This is a genomic window from Bradyrhizobium sp. UBA2491 (assembly GCF_002341725.1).
GTDB lineage: Bacteria > Pseudomonadota > Alphaproteobacteria > Rhizobiales > Xanthobacteraceae > Bradyrhizobium.
In genome coordinates this window covers 31869-46588 of record NZ_DDOP01000076.1, presented here as the reverse complement: position 1 = coordinate 46588, position 14720 = coordinate 31869, and the positions used below count along the sequence as shown (strand labels likewise).

The following is a 14720-nucleotide window of genomic DNA, read 5'->3' as shown; positions in this document are numbered from 1 at the left end:
AGACAAAGCATGATCCGGAAAAGTGTGAAGCGGTTTTCCGAAGAGATCGTGCTCAAAATAATAACTGAAAAACAAAACAGAGCAGGGAGGTAGCATCTCATGACCAGGAAGCAGTTGTTGCTGTCGAGTTGTGTCGCGTTCACGTGCCTCATCTCGACCTTTGCAGTCGCAGGACCGATCGACAATTACAGTCCGGTGACGTCAGCCCGTCTCGAAAATCCCGAACCCGGCAACTGGATGCTGTATCGCCGGACCTATGACGGACAGGGTTTCAGTCCGCTCGACCAGATCAACACCTCCAACGTCAAGGACCTCAAGCCGGTCTGGACCTTCTCCACCGGCGTGCTCGAGGGTCATGAGGCGCCGCCGATCGTCAACAACGGCGTGATGTTCGTCGCGACCCCGATGGGGCAGGTGATCGCGCTCAACGCCAAGACCGGCGAGGAATACTGGCGTTACAAGCGGCAACTTCCCGACGACCTGTTCCAATTGCATCCGACCAGCCGCGGCGTCGGCCTGTGGGAGGACAAGCTCTATCTCGCCACCACGGATGATCACGTCGTCGCGCTCGATGCCAAGACCGGCAAGGTGCTGTGGGACACCAAGGTGCAGGACTACAAGAAGGGTCAGTACATGACCCTGATGCCGCTGGTGGTCGACGGCAAGGTGATCGTCGGCGGCTCCGGCGGTGAGTTCGGCGTGCGCGGCTATGTCGTCGCCTTCGACGCCGGCAGCGGCAAGGAGCTCTGGCGCACCTTCACGATTCCCGGTGAAGGCGAGCCCGGTCACGAGACCTGGAGCGGCGACGACTGGAAGTCGGGCGGCGGTGCGGCCTGGATGACAGGCACCTACGACAAGGACACCAAGACGGTCTATTGGGGCATCGGCAACGCCTCGCCATGGCCGGGCTCGATGCATCCCGGCGACAACCTCTACACCAGCTCGGTGCTGGCGCTCGATCCCGACAGCGGCAAGATCAAGACCCACTTCCAGTATCACCAGAACGATTCCTGGGACTGGGACGAGGTCGATGCGCCGATGCTGATCGATCTGCAACGCGAGGGCCGCTCGTTCAAGAGCCTGATCCACCCCGGCCGCGATGCGATCTTCTGGGTGCTGGAGCGCAAGCCGGACAAGATCAACTATGTCGCCGGCTGGCCGTTCGTGAAGACCAATGTCTGGAAGGGCATCGAGGCCGAGACCGGCCGGCCGATCCTCGATCCCGACCACAAGCCGGTGCTCGGCAAACGGGTCGAGTTCTGTCCGTCGCTGTGGGGCGGCAAGGACTGGCCGTCGGCGGCCTACAGTCCGAACACCAAGCTGGTCTACGTTCCCGCCAATGAGAACTTCTGCGGCGGCTTCACCGGCGAGAAGCAGCCGCTGGTTCCCGGTCAGCTCTGGCTCGGCACCAAGCCGGAGGACATCGGACTATTCCCGGCGCCGAACGCCGATCATTTCGGCGAGTTGCAGGCGTGGGATCCGGCGACCGGCAAGAAGGTCTGGCAGCACGACTACAAGACCTCGCAGTTGTTCGGCTCGGTGACCGCGACCGCGGGCGATCTGGTGCTCGCCGGCGGCACCAACGACCGCGCCTTCCGCATCTTCAATGCCAAGACCGGCGAGCTGTTGTGGGAGCAGAAGACCAACTCCGGCATCATGGCGATGCCGATGTCCTATGAGGTCGACGGCACGCAATACATCGCGGTGCAGTCGGGTTGGGGCGTCGACGCGCAGCGCATCCAGGACGCGCTGGCCGGCAAGGTCGCGGGCTTCGAGAACAACGTGCCGCAAGGCGGCGTGATCTGGGTGTTCGCGCTCAACAAGAAGTAGCGCGCGATCCGGAGCGTGATCGGACAGGGGGCGATGCGATCGGGAGGCGGCGGTTGGGGAGACCGCCGCTTCCCGGTCCGCTCACCATCACCGTCATTCCGGGGCATGCGAAGCATGAGCCCGGAATCCATTTCGCCGCACACCTTGCGGCCTGATGGATTCCGGGTTCTCGCTTCGCGAGCCATCAGGCGCGCAATTGCGCACCGGGGAATGACGAATGACCAGAGTGATGCCAGCTCGCAAAATTCCAGAGGCGGGGAACCTTCTCCTTCAGGTCTCCGGCTGCTTGCCTGTCCTTGCAACGGGCTATTTGCCCTTGCTGTCGACCTTCCGCTTCTCGTCGTCGTTCATCTGCTTGATCGTGGGATCCTTGGCCGCCTCACCGGTGGTCTGGCCGGCCGTTGCCGGCGGCGCGTTGTTCGGGGCCGAGGTCTGGTCGGGCAGCACCTTTGCCGGCCGCGTAGCGGTCGCGCTTGGCGGCGAGGCGGTCTGGGCGGATGCCTGCGCGGCAAAAAGCAGAACGCCCGCGGACAGGGTTGCCGCGAGCGTTCCGAATGTTTGAGGCGGGGTTCTCATCGATCTGCTCCGGAGAGTGTCGATGAGAACCGCCGGCTTCGCCGAACGTTCCTACTCAGGTCTCGAGCTGCTTGCCGATCGGAAGCGCGCGGATGCGTTTTCCGGTGGCGGCGAAGATCGCGTTGATCAGCGCGGGCGCGAACGGCGGCACGCCGGGCTCGCCGACGCCGCTCGGCGGCGTGTCGGCGCCGGGCGGCACGATGTGGACGTTGGTGATTGCAGGCGATTCGTCGATCCGGATCACCGGGAAGTCGTCGAAATTGCTCTGCTGCACCTTGCCGTCCTTGAAGCTGATCTCGCCGTATTTGGCGAGGCTGAGCCCCATGATCGCGGCACCCTCGATCTGCGAGGCGATCCGCTCCGGATTGACGTAGGCGCCGCAATCGATCGCGGTGTCGACCCGCGGCACCGTCAGCTTGCCCTTGTCGTCGATCGCCACCTCGACGATGGTCGCGATGTAGCTGACGAACGACCGGTGCGCGGCGATGCCGAGACCATGGCCTTTCGGTAACGACCGGCCCCACTCGCCCTTTTCGGCGACCAGTTCGACCACCTTGCGCAGCCGCGCAGTGTCGATCGGGTAGCTGTCATAGGGCTCGCCGTAGTTCCAGGGATCCTTCACCGAGGACAGATTGACGATCCGCGGCGATCCGATCAGCTCCAGCAGCATCTCCTTCTGGTCGCGCCCGGTCGCATGCGCGATCTCGCCCACCATCGATTGCACCGCGAAGGCGCGCGGGATGTTGGACACCGAGCGGAACCAGCCGATCCGCGTGAACGCCGCGGCCTCCGGATTCTCGCATTGCAGATTGGCGATCTCGAACGGGTTGTCGATCAGGCCCATGCCGAGCTCGAACGGCGCTTCGTGGTTGGCGCCGGCGGCGAAGGTCGAGGCGATGGTCGGCGCCACGCTGCGGTGCCGCCATGCGATCACCTTGCCGCTCTTGTCGAGACCGACCTCGATCCGTTCCACCGAGACCGTGTGCAGGAAGTCGTGATGGACGTCGTCCTCACGGGTCCATTGCACCTTGACCGGCGCGCCGAGTGCCTTGGACAGCAAGGCCGCCTCCAGCGCGAAATCGCATTTCGACTTGCGGCCGAAGCCGCCGCCGAGCAGCGTCACGTTGACGGTGACATTGTCCTCGGGGATGCCGAGCGTCTTGGCGACATCCTCGCGGGTGCCGCCGGGGCTCTGCACCGGCGCCCAGATCTCGGCCTTGTCGCCGGTCACATTGGCGACCGCGACCGGCGGCTCCATGCTGACATGGGCGAGATGCGGCAGGTAATATTCGCCGGTGACGACCTTGTCGGCGCTCTTCAGCGCCGCGTCGACATCGCCTTCCTTGCGCACCACGAGGCCGGGCTTTCGCGCGGCCTCCTCGAGCGAGGCACGATAGGTCACCGAGTCGTATTTGGCGTTGGCGCCGTCGTCCCAGACGATCTTCAGCGCGTCGCGGCCCTTGATCGCGGCACCCGTATTGCGTGCGATCACGGCCACGCCGCCGAGCGGCTGGAACTTGGACGGCCACGGCCAGCCCTTGACCTCCATCACCTTCTCGACGCCCGGCACCTTCATCGCCGCAGCGTCGTCGAACGACTTGACCTTGCCGCCGGTGACCGGCGGGCGGGCGATGACCGCGTATTTCATGCCGGGCAGGCGGGTATCGGCGCCGTAATGTGCCTTGCCGGTGGTGATGTCGTGCAGATCGACGATCGAGACCTGGCCCTTGCCGAGATAGCGGAAGTCCTTCGGATCCTTCAGCTTGAGGCTCTTGATATCCGGCACCGGTTCCTTGGCGGCATCGGCGGCGAGATCGCCGAAGCCGATCTTGCGGCCGCTCGCGCTGTGCACGACTTCGTGGTTCTGCGCCTTCACCTCGCCGATCGGCACGCCCCATTTCTTGGCGGCGGCGGCTTCCAGCATCGCGCGCGCCGAGGCGCCGATCTGGCGCATCGGGATCAGGTAGTGCCGCGTCGAGCGCGAGCCGTCGGTGTCCTGGTTGCCGAACTTGACCTCGTCGCCATGCGCCTGCTGGACATGGACGCGCGACCAGTCGGCCTCCATCTCCTCGGCGACGATCAAGGGCAGGCTGGTGCGGACGCCAGTGCCCATCTCGGAACGGTGCGCCAGGATGGTGACGACGCCGTCGGGTGCGATCGCGACGAACACGCGCGGATCGACCACGACGCCGTGCGGCATCTTGCCGGCGCCGGTCTCATAGGCGAACGCCTGCCGTGTCATCACCGGCGCGGCGAGTACGAAAGAGCCTGCGATGCCGAGCCCCTTGAGGATGCTGCGGCGCGACAGGTTCTCGACCTTCACATGCTTCTCGAAGCCGCGAAGCCGGTTCGGATTGGTGCGGATGTTCATGTCACACCCCCGTCGATGCGAGGTGGACGGCGTTCTCGATCCGCTGGTAGCAGCCGCAGCGGCAGATATTGCCCGACATGGCTTCGCGGATCTGGTCGTGGTTCGGCTTCGGGTTCTCGTTCAGCAGCGCCGCCGCCTGCATGATCTGGCCGGCCTGACAGTAGCCGCATTGCGGAACATTGACCTGGCGCCAGGCCTTCTGCACCGGATGGTCGCCGGTCGGATGCAGCCCCTCGATGGTGGTGACCTCGCGGCCGACGACGTCGGAGACCGAGGTGATGCAGGCGCGCACCGCCTGCTTGTCGACGATCACGGTGCAGGCGCCGCACAGCGCCTGGCCGCAGCCGAACTTGGTGCCGGTGAGGCCGGCTTCGTCACGCAGAAACCAGAGCAGCGAAAGATCCGGGTCGCCATCCCAATTCTGTTCCTGGCCGTTGATTTTTAGCTTGATCATGGTCTGTCCTCGCTCTGCTTAAGCTATTGACCGGTGCGACGTGAGGCAGGGAACATCTTCCATTGCCCGCGGCCGCGCTGATTGTTGTGTGCCAAGATGTTGGTGAGCCAAATTGCCGTGCGCCAAAGGCTTGACGTCAACCACTTGACGCCGAGGGCTTGCGCTTTGTTCCAAGCACTCCTCTCGCTTCTCGGGCGCCGTGCCGGGCGCAGCATGGTGAAGGACTGCGATGTTAGCAGAGCAGGGCGCGGTGTGACTTCACAGGCAGGTGTTTCAGAGCAAGCGATTCTGCAGCCGCGGTTTGTCGAAAGCAGGGCCGTGCACGATGCGCAGACGACATCCGCAGGTGGCGATGCGCGCGACAACCGCATCGTCGTACCGTGCGGGGGCCTCATGCCGGGCCCGTTGGGACCCATTCGCGGCGAAACCGCCGGCCCGGCGCGGTAAGCATGGATGACAAAATCCCCGCCGCAATGCACAAGCCATCTTGCGGCGGGGGGATTTCAAGGCTATTGCCTTCCCTTCAACGCTCCCTTCGTCTAGCGGTTAGGACGCGGCCCTCTCAAGGCTGAAACAGGGGTTCGATTCCCCTAGGGAGCGCCATTTCATATTTTCAGCCTTATTTTCTGCCCCGGGGCAGGCCGTGGTGGCATTCTTTCAAGAATCCCCTTGCTGACTTGATGCTAAATTGGTGTAGTTGACACTATTGACTTCAACTACCTTACCGCGAAGCTCCATACGAATTGGCGGCACTGATTGATCGGCCGCAATTGATTTTGGATTGAGGCAGCCTTTATGGAAAAGGTCTTTCTCTCCTACACGTTCCGTCCGCATCCGGATCATGAAGCTAATCTCGAGCGGCTGCGCCGGCACGTCATTCGGGCCATCGAAGCCATGGGCTTGCGTGTTGTAGATGGTGTGGAGGTGGGCGGACGCCCGCTGGACAACGCGCTACGCAAGAGGATCGAAGAAGCCGATGCGCTCATCGCCCTGGTGACACCGCAGGCCGATGACACCAACGCCCTGATTGAGCCGGCATACGTCCTCAGCGAGTTCCTGTATGCCGAGGGGCAAGCGAAGCCAACGATGCGAGTGTGGCATTACAAGCTGCCGATGCACGGCGGGATCGGCCGCGACAACGAGTATACGCCCTACAATCCCGACACTCCCGGCAAAGACGTCGACGTGATCCTCAAACTGTTGGCCACCATTGCCTTGTGGAAGCGTGAGTACGGTCAGGTCGCGCGCGTGCGGATCGAACCGGACGAGATCACGGCACAGTACGACGAGGCACAAGGAGACCGCTGCGACTTTCAGGTGATTTCGCTGGATGGTGGATTTCGTGACTTTCAACGAGCAAGCTTCCTTCCAGAGCCGGGCGCAGCCTATGCGGTGCTTCCGAAGCTGCGTGTCGGAGACAGGGTTCGCTTGCGTTTGCGTCAAGGCAACAAGACGTGGCAATCGCGGCACGCCATTGACCCGTTCGTAGGCGGAGTTCGCCTGGAGGAACAGCGGGCATGAGCTATCGAATTGCGCAAGATTTCGAATATGTCGGCAAAGACTATTGGCGCTGGCACGCCTGGATCGAGAGCGGCAATACCGAACTCGACAAGGTCAAGGAGGTCGTCTGGATTCTCCATCCGAGTTTTCGTCAGCCGCGCGTCGTCAGCAAGGATCGGGCCGACAAGTTTCGGCTGAGCACCGCTGGTTGGGGTACCTTTGTACTGAGAGCGGAGGTTATGCTGTCCGACGCAAAGAAGGTACTGCTCAAGCACAACGTCGAGCTGGAATACCCGGATTCCGACGTGCCTGCTGGACAGTCGAAAGCGTCTGATCTGAAGGAGCAGCCACCCACCGTTTTTCTGTCCTACAGCGCGCAGGATTCGCGGGTGGCGGCCAAACTCCGCGCCGGGCTGGAAGATGCAGGTGTCAAGATTTTGGACCAAACACGACTGGAGCCCGGCGCCCCTTGGAGCGATACGCTCCGGCGCATGATAGAGCAGTCCGATGGTGTCGTTGGGCTCGTATCAGAAGGTGAGGTCTCCCCCTGGGTGAATACCGAAATCCAGGCCGCCGCTGCCTCTGCGAAACCCACGCTCGTTTTGGTCTCCGGTGACACGTCGATCGCGGGGCTTCCGAAGGACGTTCAAATGCGTCACATCGATGTGAATAGACTGGATTTCGAGGCGATCGCCGCTGACTTGGGCTCGTTCAAGAGCTCGCGAGCATAGCGGCAGGCCCCGCGCGCTCTCACGCTGCGGCGAGCACCGGTTGTGCCGGGCGCCGCGTGATCAGCAGCGACAGCACGGCGGCAACGATGCCGGTCAGGCCCGCGATCATGAAGGCCTGCAAATAGTCGCCCTGCGCCGAGCGCATGAAGCCGGCGAAGAACGCGGCGCAGGCGGCGCCCAACTGATGGCCGGCGACCACCCAGCCGAACACCAGAGGCGCGTTCTTGTCGCCGAACGCCTCGTTGGCGATCCGCACCGTCGGCGGCACGGTCGCGATCCAGTCGAGGCCATAGAACACCGCAAACACGGAAAGGCTTACCAGCGAGAAATCCGAATACGGCAGATAGATCAGCGACAGGCCGCGCAGCCCGTAATACAGGAACAGCAGCTTACGCGGATCGAACCGGTCGGTGAGCCAGCCCGACAGCGTGGTGCCGAACAGGTCGAAGAATCCCATCAGCGCGAGCAGGCTCGCGGCCTGCACCTCGACGATGCCGTGGTCGCCGCAGAATGCGATCAGATGGGTGCCGACCAGGCCGTTGGTGGTGAAGCCGCAGATGAAGAAGGTGGCGAACAGGAACCAGAACGCCCGCGTCTGCGCGGCGCGCACCAGATTGCCGATCGCGGCGGTGAACGGATTGCCCGCGGCCGGCGGTGCCGGCTGATCGTCATGCGTGCTGCCGAACGAGCGCAGGCCGATCGATGCCGGCCGCTCCGGCATCAGGACATACACCAGCGGGATCAGCGCCGCGCAGCACGCGGCGACCGTCAGCACCACGGGCTTCCAGCCGCCCCATGCCACCAGCGCCGCGAGGCCGGGCATGAAGATCAGGGTGCCGGTCGCGGTCGACGCGGTCAGCAGCCCCATGACGAGGCCGCGATTGGTGGTGAACCAGCGGTTGACGATGGTGGCGCCGAGCACGTTGGCGACCGCGCCCGAGCCGATGCCGGACAACAGCCCCCAGCTCATGAACAATTGCCACGGCGCGGTCATGAAGTAGCTCATGCCGGTCGAGACCGACATCAGCGCCAGCGCGCCGAGCACGGTGCGGCGGATGCCGAAGCGCTGCATCACGGCGGCGGCGAACGGCCCCGCGAGGCCGTAGAGGAAGATGCCGACCGCGGCCGATGACGAGATCACGCCGACATCCCAGCCGAACGCCGCTTGCAGCGGCAGCATCAGCACGCCCGGCGTCGCGCGCAATCCGGCGGAGGCGAGCAGCGCCAGGAAGATCACGGCGACGACGACGAAGGCGTAATTCTGGCCGAACGGGCGCCGCGACACGGCGGCAGCTTGAAGCGAGGCAGGGGGCATGTTACTTACCGGTACGTGTTGATGTCCGGCGCATATACGTACCGGTCAGTAACATTGTCAAGAGCGCCGTGGGGGAGGGTCCGGAGGACCGTCATGAAGAAAACCGTTGAAGCATCCGCGAAGCGCCCGGCCAAAGCGCTTTCGAGCGAAGTGGCGACCGGTTCGCGGTCCCATCGCAACGCGAACGGCCCCAGGGCCGCCGACCGGATTCGCGCCTCCGCCAGCGAGCTGTTCTATCGCGAAGGCATCCGCGCCGTCGGCGTCGACGAGGTGGTGGAGCGGGCCGGCGTCACCAAGCCGAGCCTCTATCGCAGCTTCGCCTCCAAGGACGATCTCGCGGCTGCCTATATGCGCGACTACGATCTGGATTTCTGGGAGAAGTTCGAGAACCCCGGCGGCAAATCATACAGCGACCCGCGCGAGCACGTGCTGGCCTATATCCGCGTGCTGTCGACGCGCGCGGTGCGCGAGGGCTATCGCGGCTGCGGGCTGAGCAACGCCACGATCGAATATCCGGCGCGGGACAACCCCGCGCGGCAGGTCGCTGAAGCCCACAAGAAAGTATTCCGCAGGCGCCTGCGCGAGCTCGCCGCCGGCATGGGCGCGCGCCAGCCCGCCGTGCTCGGCGACGCGCTGTTGCTCCTGATCGAAGGCATCTACAGCACCGGCCAGCAGTCCGAAGACGGCCCGGCGCAGTCGGCGGTGACGGTGGCGAAGCTGTTGATCGATGCGAGCCTGGCGAAGGGGTGAGGGAGTCGACCAGCGCTTCGAACCGGGCGTTGCAGAGCGGCCAGAAATCAGCCGCAAATGGCGATCACCGTAACCGTTGCGGCAGGGTTGATCCATGACATCGCAGCACCGAGAGCCCACCATCTTCCGATTCTCGACGGCGGATTTGCCGGAGCGGGATCGGCTGGCGATATTCCGGGAGGAGTTCGGGCGCCAACTGGTGAAGCTTGATCCGGAGCCGCTCACCGAGGATTCGTATCACTGCGAGACGACCTTGCGCGCGTGGCCCGGACTCTCGATCGGGCACTCAGCGTTCGCCGGGCTGCGCATCGGCAGACCGCTCGAACTGCTGGATGGGGTCGATGATCTCGGACTGGTGCTCGGTATCAGCGGCAATCTTCGGGTGTCGCAAGTGGGTCGAGAGATTGCGCTCGGCGCCGGTGATGCGCTTCTGACCTCGAGCGCGGAGGTGGGGAGCATCACCTATCCCGAACTGACGCGCATCATCACGTTGCGGGTGCCGCGCAAGGCGCTCGCGGCGTTGGTGCGCAATCCCGAAGACTTGCTGATGCGCCCGCTGCCGCGCGCCAGCGAGACACTGCGGCTGCTCATGCACTATGCCAGGGGACTCGATTGCTCCTGTCGATTGGCGAGCCCCGGATTGCGACATCTCGTCGTTGCCCATGTGGTCGATCTCGTGGCGCTGGTGATCGGCGCGACCGGAGACGGGATGGTTGTGGCGGAACACGGTGGACTGGCAGCGGCGCGGCTCGACGCCGTCAAGGCCGACATCCGTCGCAGGATTGGGGAGCCGGGCCTCAGCCTGACCGCTGTGGCAAAGCGTCTGGAGATCACGCCGCGGCGCATCCAGCGGCTGTTCGCGGGCGAGCAGTCGACGTTTTCGCATTTCGTACTTGGCCAACGGCTGGCGCACAGCCATCGCCTGCTGACCGATCCGCGCCGCAGCGATCGCAGCATCAGTGCCGTTGCGTTTGAAGCCGGGTTCGGCGATCTGTCCTACTTCAACCGCACCTTCCGCAGGCACTTCGGCGCCACGCCCTCGGAGATACGCGCTGCGGCACGGCGCGAGGTTCGGCGTCCGTAGGCCGCGGTCTCAGCAGCGCCACCATGGAAGCGCGCGACAATCCTGCCCGGCTGGTCGCCGAAGCTCACAAGAACGTCTTCCGCAAGCGCCTGCACGAGCTCGCAAGCAGCATGGGCGCTACTCCGTTGTGCCCGGCGACGCGCCCGTTGCTCCTGATCGAAGGCATCTACGGCACAGGCCAGCAGTCCGAAGACAGCCCGGCGCAGTCGGCAGCGACGGTGGCGAAGCTGCTGATTGATGCGAGCGTGGCGAAGTCCTGACATCGAGCGAAGGTCCACCTTGCCCCGCCGCATCGGCCATTCCGGATAAGATCCGGACTGGTGATCCAGGCCCTTCGACGCGTCGTTTCATTGCATTGGAACTGCCAGGAAGCTTGCGCGATTTCTGCATCGACATCCGCGCTGCCGGCGGCAGCGCAATGGAGCGATGATGAGGTATGGTCGACTGGTCCTGTTCGTGATCGCGGTGCTCGGCGCCGGATTTGCGATCGGATATCTGAACAGGCCCGGTGCCTGGTACGCAGCCTTGAGCAAGCCCGCGTTCAACCCGCCGAACTGGGTGTTCGCTCCGGTCTGGTCGATCGTCTATCTGTTGGTCGCCGTTGCAGGCTGGCGTGTTCGGGAGCAGGGCTCGTCTTCCGGCTGGCGCCTTTGGTTGGCGCAAATGGCCCTGAACTTCGCATGGTCGCCGATATTCTTCGGCTTGCGTCAGCCCGGCGTTGCGCTTGCCGTCATCGTTGCGCTGCTGTTGGCGATCGTCGCCTTCCAAATCGCGATCTGGAAGGCCGACAGGATCAGCGCCATCCTGTTCGCGCCTTACGCCGTGTGGGTGGCGTTTGCCGCGCTGCTGAACTTCGAGATTGTTCGCTTGAACTAGCGCGCTTTCGCGCGAAGTGGATACCGGTTCGCGTGAAGAAAACGCGTCAAGACGAGAACCTGGAGCTCCGTTCCGATTCCATCGGAACGGGAAAGGCTCTGCCGGATGTCGGCGCAGCCAGCCGTTTCAGGCCCAACGCCGAAACACCAGGCTGGCGTTGACGCCGCCAAATCCGAAGCCGTTCGAGATCGCGTGCTCGATCGTCATCCGCCGCGCGGCCTTTGCGACGAGATCGATGCCCTCGGCGGCCGGATCGGCGTTCTCCAGGTTGAGCGTCGGCGGCGCAACCTGGTCGCGCAGCGCCAGGATCGTGAAAATCGCCTCGATGCCGCCGGCGGCGCCCAGCAGATGCCCGGTCGCCGACTTGGTCGCGCTGACGGCAATCCCGCCATCGCGCCCGAACACGCGCTTGATCGCCGCGATCTCGCCGAGATCGCCGAGCGGCGTCGATGTCGAATGGGCGTTGAGATGCTGGATCTCGCCCGCGCGCAAGCCGGCCTGTGCCAGCGCGATCTCCATCGCGCGGCGGGCGCCGTCGCCGTCCTCGGGACCTGCGGTGATGTGATAGGCGTCCGCCGTCGTGCCATAGCCGATGATCTCGGCGATCGGCTGCGCGCCGCGCCGCAACGCATGGTCGAGCTCCTCGATCACCAGCACGCCCGCGCCTTCGCCCATCACGAACCCGTCCCGGTCGCAGTCGAACGGCCGCGACGCGCGGGCGGGCTCCGCGTTGAACGACGTCGACAGCGCCCGCGCCGCGGCAAAGCCGCCGAGGCTCACCGGATCGATGCAGGCCTCCGCACCGCCGCAGATCGCAACATCGGCCTCATCGGACCTGATCAGCCGCGCGGCATCGCCGATCGCCTGAACGCTCGCAGCACACGCGGTCACCGGCGCGCCGATCGCGCCCTTGGTGCCATAGCGGATGCTGATGTGCCCGGCCGCGAGATTGGCCAGGAAGGCCGGCACCGTGAACGGCGACAGCCGGCGCGTGCCGCTTGTCTCCACCGTGCGCACGGCATCCGCGATCGCGGGAAACCCGCCGATCCCGGTTGCGATCACCGTCGCGGTACGCTCCTGCGCCCGCGCCTCGGCCGGCGTCCAGCCTGCCTGCGCGACAGCCTCCGCCGCGGCCAGCAGCGCGAACAGGATGAAACGGTCCATCTTCTTGTGGTCCTTGCGCGGCGCCGCCAGATCAGGATCGAACCCGCCTTCAGCGTCGTCGGCCTTGTCAGACACCATCCCGGCAACGCGAGCCGGAAGGCTCATCGCCCAGTCCGGCAATGTCCTTAGCCCGGATTGCCCCGACAGCAGCCGTGACCAGACCAACTCGGTGCCACAGCCCAGCGGGGACACTGTCCCGAGGCCCGTTACGACAATTCGACGCATGGTGCTCCTGTTGGGTTTTCTCGCGATCCGGCGGGGATGGGCTGGAAGCTGTACGCGCACCGAGACAGGTTGTATGATAATCGTCATCTATTGTATTGTTCGGCAGAACGTCAAGGTGTGCCTCTCGTCTCGACGCCCCTCGTCTGGCGGTTATGGGGCGGTCTGCTAAGGCTGGGTTCGATTCTGCTAGAGCGCCATTGCGCGATTACCTTGCGAGTTTGATCTCCGCTACAACACCCGCGTTTCACTCGGCTGGGACGACAGCGTGCGCGCTGCGAAGGCGATGCCGGGTATTGCGGCAGGCGCCTAATGTAATGCAGACCTATCAAAGCCCACATCAGCTAAGCAGATGGCGCGAGAGTTCTTGCGCCGGCGGAAGTCTCAGCGAGCCTTTCCGCCGAAATAACCAAGCAACACGCCAAGAAGGGTCTTATTCGTATCTGTTGCAGCCTTGTAGACTCTCGGAGTTTTCGAGAACGTCATTGCCGCAACCGACCAAACCAGCATCATCGCAAACAGAGCAACGAACGCCGTGTCGACGCTCACTGGCGCAGCCATGTCAATTACCGACGCCCTTTCTGTGGCCGCAAACGCGCTCGTTGCAAGAGCGGCTCTTACATGAGGCATCACATCCTTGAGCGAAAATACTAGAGAACCGAATGCCGCGAATAGACTGATCAAAGCAAACATGAAATCTGTTGTTCTGGTTCTAGCAATCAGCTTCCACCTATCTAATGGTCTAGCGGCAAGAAACTCGGCCTCTTCCGTGGTCGCCACTACATCATGAGATGGGCTTGCGACGCTGGTTGCAGGAGCCGCAACAGGCGTTAGTTCAGCTTTCGGTGTAAGATATATCGACTTGCTCGTCGAACTGGATATCTGGGTCGAAGGCAGCTCAGTCAGAACGGAAATCTGCGTAGTTTGTGAAAATGCGATCTCTCGGGCCAACATTACTTCTTCTCTGAGATCATTGAGGAGATGAGCTCGCTCTCAGTGATGCGCTCGTTGAGCCATTCACGAAGGGCGATTGCCGTTTCAATACTCATTACGAGATCAGCTTCGATCTCTCTAAAGACCCCCTTTTTGCTCTCGCGGCGTGATTCAATCTCGGCGCCTAATACGCCGTCAGCTACGTTGTGGACTACGGTACGTGGAAGCGGCGAGCGTTCACTGAAGATTGCCAGATGCACATTCCGATTTCCTGGAGAAAACCCTCCGGCTGCTCCATCGACGTGAATGACTCTGAAATATCTAGACTTTTCGAAATGAAATTCAATCTCGCCAGAAGCCTTGGCAATCTGTACTTCCATTATCGCCCCCCACTAGCGCCCGACGCATACCACCAGTTGCACCTCGATAGAAGCGAGTATCATCGCTCCTTGGTCTTTTTATCGAGGGGGCTTGGGTTTCACTTGAGCACGCGCTTCAAGACCTTATCACGGGTCAACGGTCCCGGCCTTGGTTACGTCTCTTCGGTCACGGACCGCGCCCCTAATTGTCAATCGGATGGGTAAACCGCTTCAAACCATGAAAGCGTGGGGAACGACGCTTTATCCGCATAGACTCCGTGATCGAACACCCAGTAAAAACTGGGTGCGAGTCGTTCCACTGATTCGCAACGTGGAGGCGAGCCGTTCTTCCGCCAAGTCGACCCGGCTCTCTCCGCTGGCGATCCCTGAACCTAGGGGACCATCTGAGCAAAGGCCGTCCGGTTTCCACTCCGGGCGGTCTTTGTGCTTTCGGCACCTCTCCGAATCGTTCCGGTAAAGCTACCGATTTCTCAGTAGACACTACGCACAGTCGGATTCCCGCGACAAGAGTCCTCGGGACATATTGTCCCTAAG

14 protein-coding genes and 1 tRNA gene are annotated in these 14720 nt (G+C 63.3%); 8 read left to right on the top strand and 7 right to left on the bottom strand.

From position 1 onward, the window contains the following. The first annotated feature begins 99 nt into the window (after window positions 1-99). The gene (locus tag B2W55_RS24815; RefSeq protein ID WP_024581015.1) at window positions 100-1830 is read left to right on the top strand and encodes a methanol/ethanol family PQQ-dependent dehydrogenase; all 1731 of its coding nucleotides are present in this window, start codon (window positions 100-102) and stop codon (window positions 1828-1830) included. Between the two features lie 306 nt (window positions 1831-2136). On the opposite strand, the gene B2W55_RS24810 is transcribed toward B2W55_RS24815, so the two are convergent. Genes B2W55_RS24810 through B2W55_RS24800 form a run of 3 tightly spaced genes read right to left on the bottom strand, consistent with a single transcriptional unit; the run spans window position 2137 to window position 5231 of the window. Next, window positions 2137-2406 (bottom strand): hypothetical protein, encoded by a 270-nt coding sequence (locus B2W55_RS24810; protein ID WP_024581014.1) that lies wholly within the window; start codon window positions 2404-2406, stop codon window positions 2137-2139. A gap of 55 nt (window positions 2407-2461) precedes the next feature. Then, window positions 2462-4777 carry a xanthine dehydrogenase family protein molybdopterin-binding subunit gene (locus B2W55_RS24805; RefSeq protein WP_024581013.1) on the bottom strand — a complete coding sequence of 772 codons (2316 nt, stop codon included), beginning with the start codon at window positions 4775-4777 and terminating at the stop codon, window positions 2462-2464. Window position 4778: 1 nt separating this feature from the next. Continuing rightward, window positions 4779-5231: a (2Fe-2S)-binding protein gene (locus B2W55_RS24800; RefSeq protein ID WP_024581012.1), complete on the bottom strand. Its 453-nt coding sequence runs from the start codon at window positions 5229-5231 to the stop codon at window positions 4779-4781. A 528-nt stretch (window positions 5232-5759) separates the two neighbouring features. On the opposite strand from B2W55_RS24800, the gene B2W55_RS24795 reads away from it, so the two are divergent. The 3 genes from B2W55_RS24795 (at window position 5760) to B2W55_RS24785 (ending at window position 7462) form a co-directional block, all read left to right on the top strand. Then, window positions 5760-5834 (top strand) — tRNA-Glu (locus B2W55_RS24795). A gap of 192 nt (window positions 5835-6026) precedes the next feature. Continuing rightward, window positions 6027-6752: a hypothetical protein gene (locus B2W55_RS24790; RefSeq protein WP_024581010.1), complete on the top strand. Its 726-nt coding sequence runs from the start codon at window positions 6027-6029 to the stop codon at window positions 6750-6752. Next, entirely contained in the window at window positions 6749-7462 is a 714-nt protein-coding gene (locus tag B2W55_RS24785) for a pYEATS domain-containing protein (protein WP_024581009.1), read from the top strand. Before B2W55_RS24790 ends, B2W55_RS24785 begins: the two co-directional genes overlap by 4 nt. A 19-nt stretch (window positions 7463-7481) precedes the next feature. On the opposite strand, the gene B2W55_RS24780 is transcribed toward B2W55_RS24785, so the two are convergent. After that, a complete protein-coding gene (locus B2W55_RS24780; protein WP_024581008.1) occupies window positions 7482-8777 on the bottom strand; it encodes an MFS transporter in 1296 nt (431 codons plus the stop codon). A 93-nt stretch (window positions 8778-8870) separates the two neighbouring features. Here B2W55_RS24780 and B2W55_RS24775 point away from each other — a divergent pair, with 93 nt between their 5' ends. From B2W55_RS24775 to B2W55_RS24760, 4 genes are all read left to right on the top strand, one after another. After that, the gene (locus tag B2W55_RS24775; protein WP_024581007.1) at window positions 8871-9527 is read left to right on the top strand and encodes a TetR/AcrR family transcriptional regulator; all 657 of its coding nucleotides are present in this window, start codon (window positions 8871-8873) and stop codon (window positions 9525-9527) included. Between the two features lie 94 nt (window positions 9528-9621). Continuing rightward, window positions 9622-10611, top strand: coding sequence for a helix-turn-helix domain-containing protein (locus tag B2W55_RS24770; RefSeq protein ID WP_024581006.1), 990 nt, complete (start codon window positions 9622-9624; stop codon window positions 10609-10611). 23 nt (window positions 10612-10634) lie between these two features. Then, window positions 10635-10871 (top strand): hypothetical protein, encoded by a 237-nt coding sequence (locus B2W55_RS24765; protein WP_035635752.1) that lies wholly within the window; start codon window positions 10635-10637, stop codon window positions 10869-10871. 196 nt (window positions 10872-11067) lie between these two features. Continuing rightward, a complete protein-coding gene (locus B2W55_RS24760; RefSeq protein WP_343206178.1) occupies window positions 11068-11487 on the top strand; it encodes a TspO/MBR family protein in 420 nt (139 codons plus the stop codon). 126 nt (window positions 11488-11613) lie between these two features. Here the strand turns inward: B2W55_RS24760 and fabF are convergent, their stop codons facing one another. From fabF to B2W55_RS24745, 3 genes are all read right to left on the bottom strand, one after another. Further along, window positions 11614-12876 carry a beta-ketoacyl-ACP synthase II gene (gene fabF / locus B2W55_RS24755; protein WP_024581004.1) on the bottom strand — a complete coding sequence of 421 codons (1263 nt, stop codon included), beginning with the start codon at window positions 12874-12876 and terminating at the stop codon, window positions 11614-11616. Window positions 12877-13257: 381 nt separating this feature from the next. Further along, complete coding sequence (locus tag B2W55_RS24750; RefSeq protein ID WP_152537195.1) at window positions 13258-13824, bottom strand: hypothetical protein; 567 nt, start codon at window positions 13822-13824, stop codon at window positions 13258-13260. Window positions 13825-13826: 2 nt separating this feature from the next. After that, entirely contained in the window at window positions 13827-14186 is a 360-nt protein-coding gene (locus tag B2W55_RS24745) for a hypothetical protein (RefSeq protein WP_145987240.1), read from the bottom strand. Between the last annotated feature and the right edge of the window lie 534 nt (window positions 14187-14720).

Bases quoted from the DNA above. Each gene is read 5' to 3' on its own strand.
- B2W55_RS24765 (WP_035635752.1), top strand. From the start codon at position 10,635: ATGGAAGCGCGCGACAATCCTGCCCGGCTGGTCGCCGAAGCTCACAAG.
- B2W55_RS24805 (WP_024581013.1), bottom strand. From the start codon at position 4,777: ATGAACATCCGCACCAATCCGAACCGGCTTCGCGGCTTCGAGAAGCAT.
- B2W55_RS24780 (WP_024581008.1), bottom strand. From the start codon at position 8,777: ATGCCCCCTGCCTCGCTTCAAGCTGCCGCCGTGTCGCGGCGCCCGTTC.
- B2W55_RS24745 (WP_145987240.1), bottom strand. From the start codon at position 14,186: ATGGAAGTACAGATTGCCAAGGCTTCTGGCGAGATTGAATTTCATTTC.
- fabF (WP_024581004.1), bottom strand. From the start codon at position 12,876: ATGCGTCGAATTGTCGTAACGGGCCTCGGGACAGTGTCCCCGCTGGGC.
- B2W55_RS24800 (WP_024581012.1), bottom strand. From the start codon at position 5,231: ATGATCAAGCTAAAAATCAACGGCCAGGAACAGAATTGGGATGGCGAC.
- B2W55_RS24770 (WP_024581006.1), top strand. From the start codon at position 9,622: ATGACATCGCAGCACCGAGAGCCCACCATCTTCCGATTCTCGACGGCG.
- B2W55_RS24785 (WP_024581009.1), top strand. From the start codon at position 6,749: ATGAGCTATCGAATTGCGCAAGATTTCGAATATGTCGGCAAAGACTAT.
- B2W55_RS24815 (WP_024581015.1), top strand. From the start codon at position 100: ATGACCAGGAAGCAGTTGTTGCTGTCGAGTTGTGTCGCGTTCACGTGC.
- B2W55_RS24810 (WP_024581014.1), bottom strand. From the start codon at position 2,406: ATGAGAACCCCGCCTCAAACATTCGGAACGCTCGCGGCAACCCTGTCC.
- B2W55_RS24775 (WP_024581007.1), top strand. From the start codon at position 8,871: ATGAAGAAAACCGTTGAAGCATCCGCGAAGCGCCCGGCCAAAGCGCTT.
- B2W55_RS24790 (WP_024581010.1), top strand. From the start codon at position 6,027: ATGGAAAAGGTCTTTCTCTCCTACACGTTCCGTCCGCATCCGGATCAT.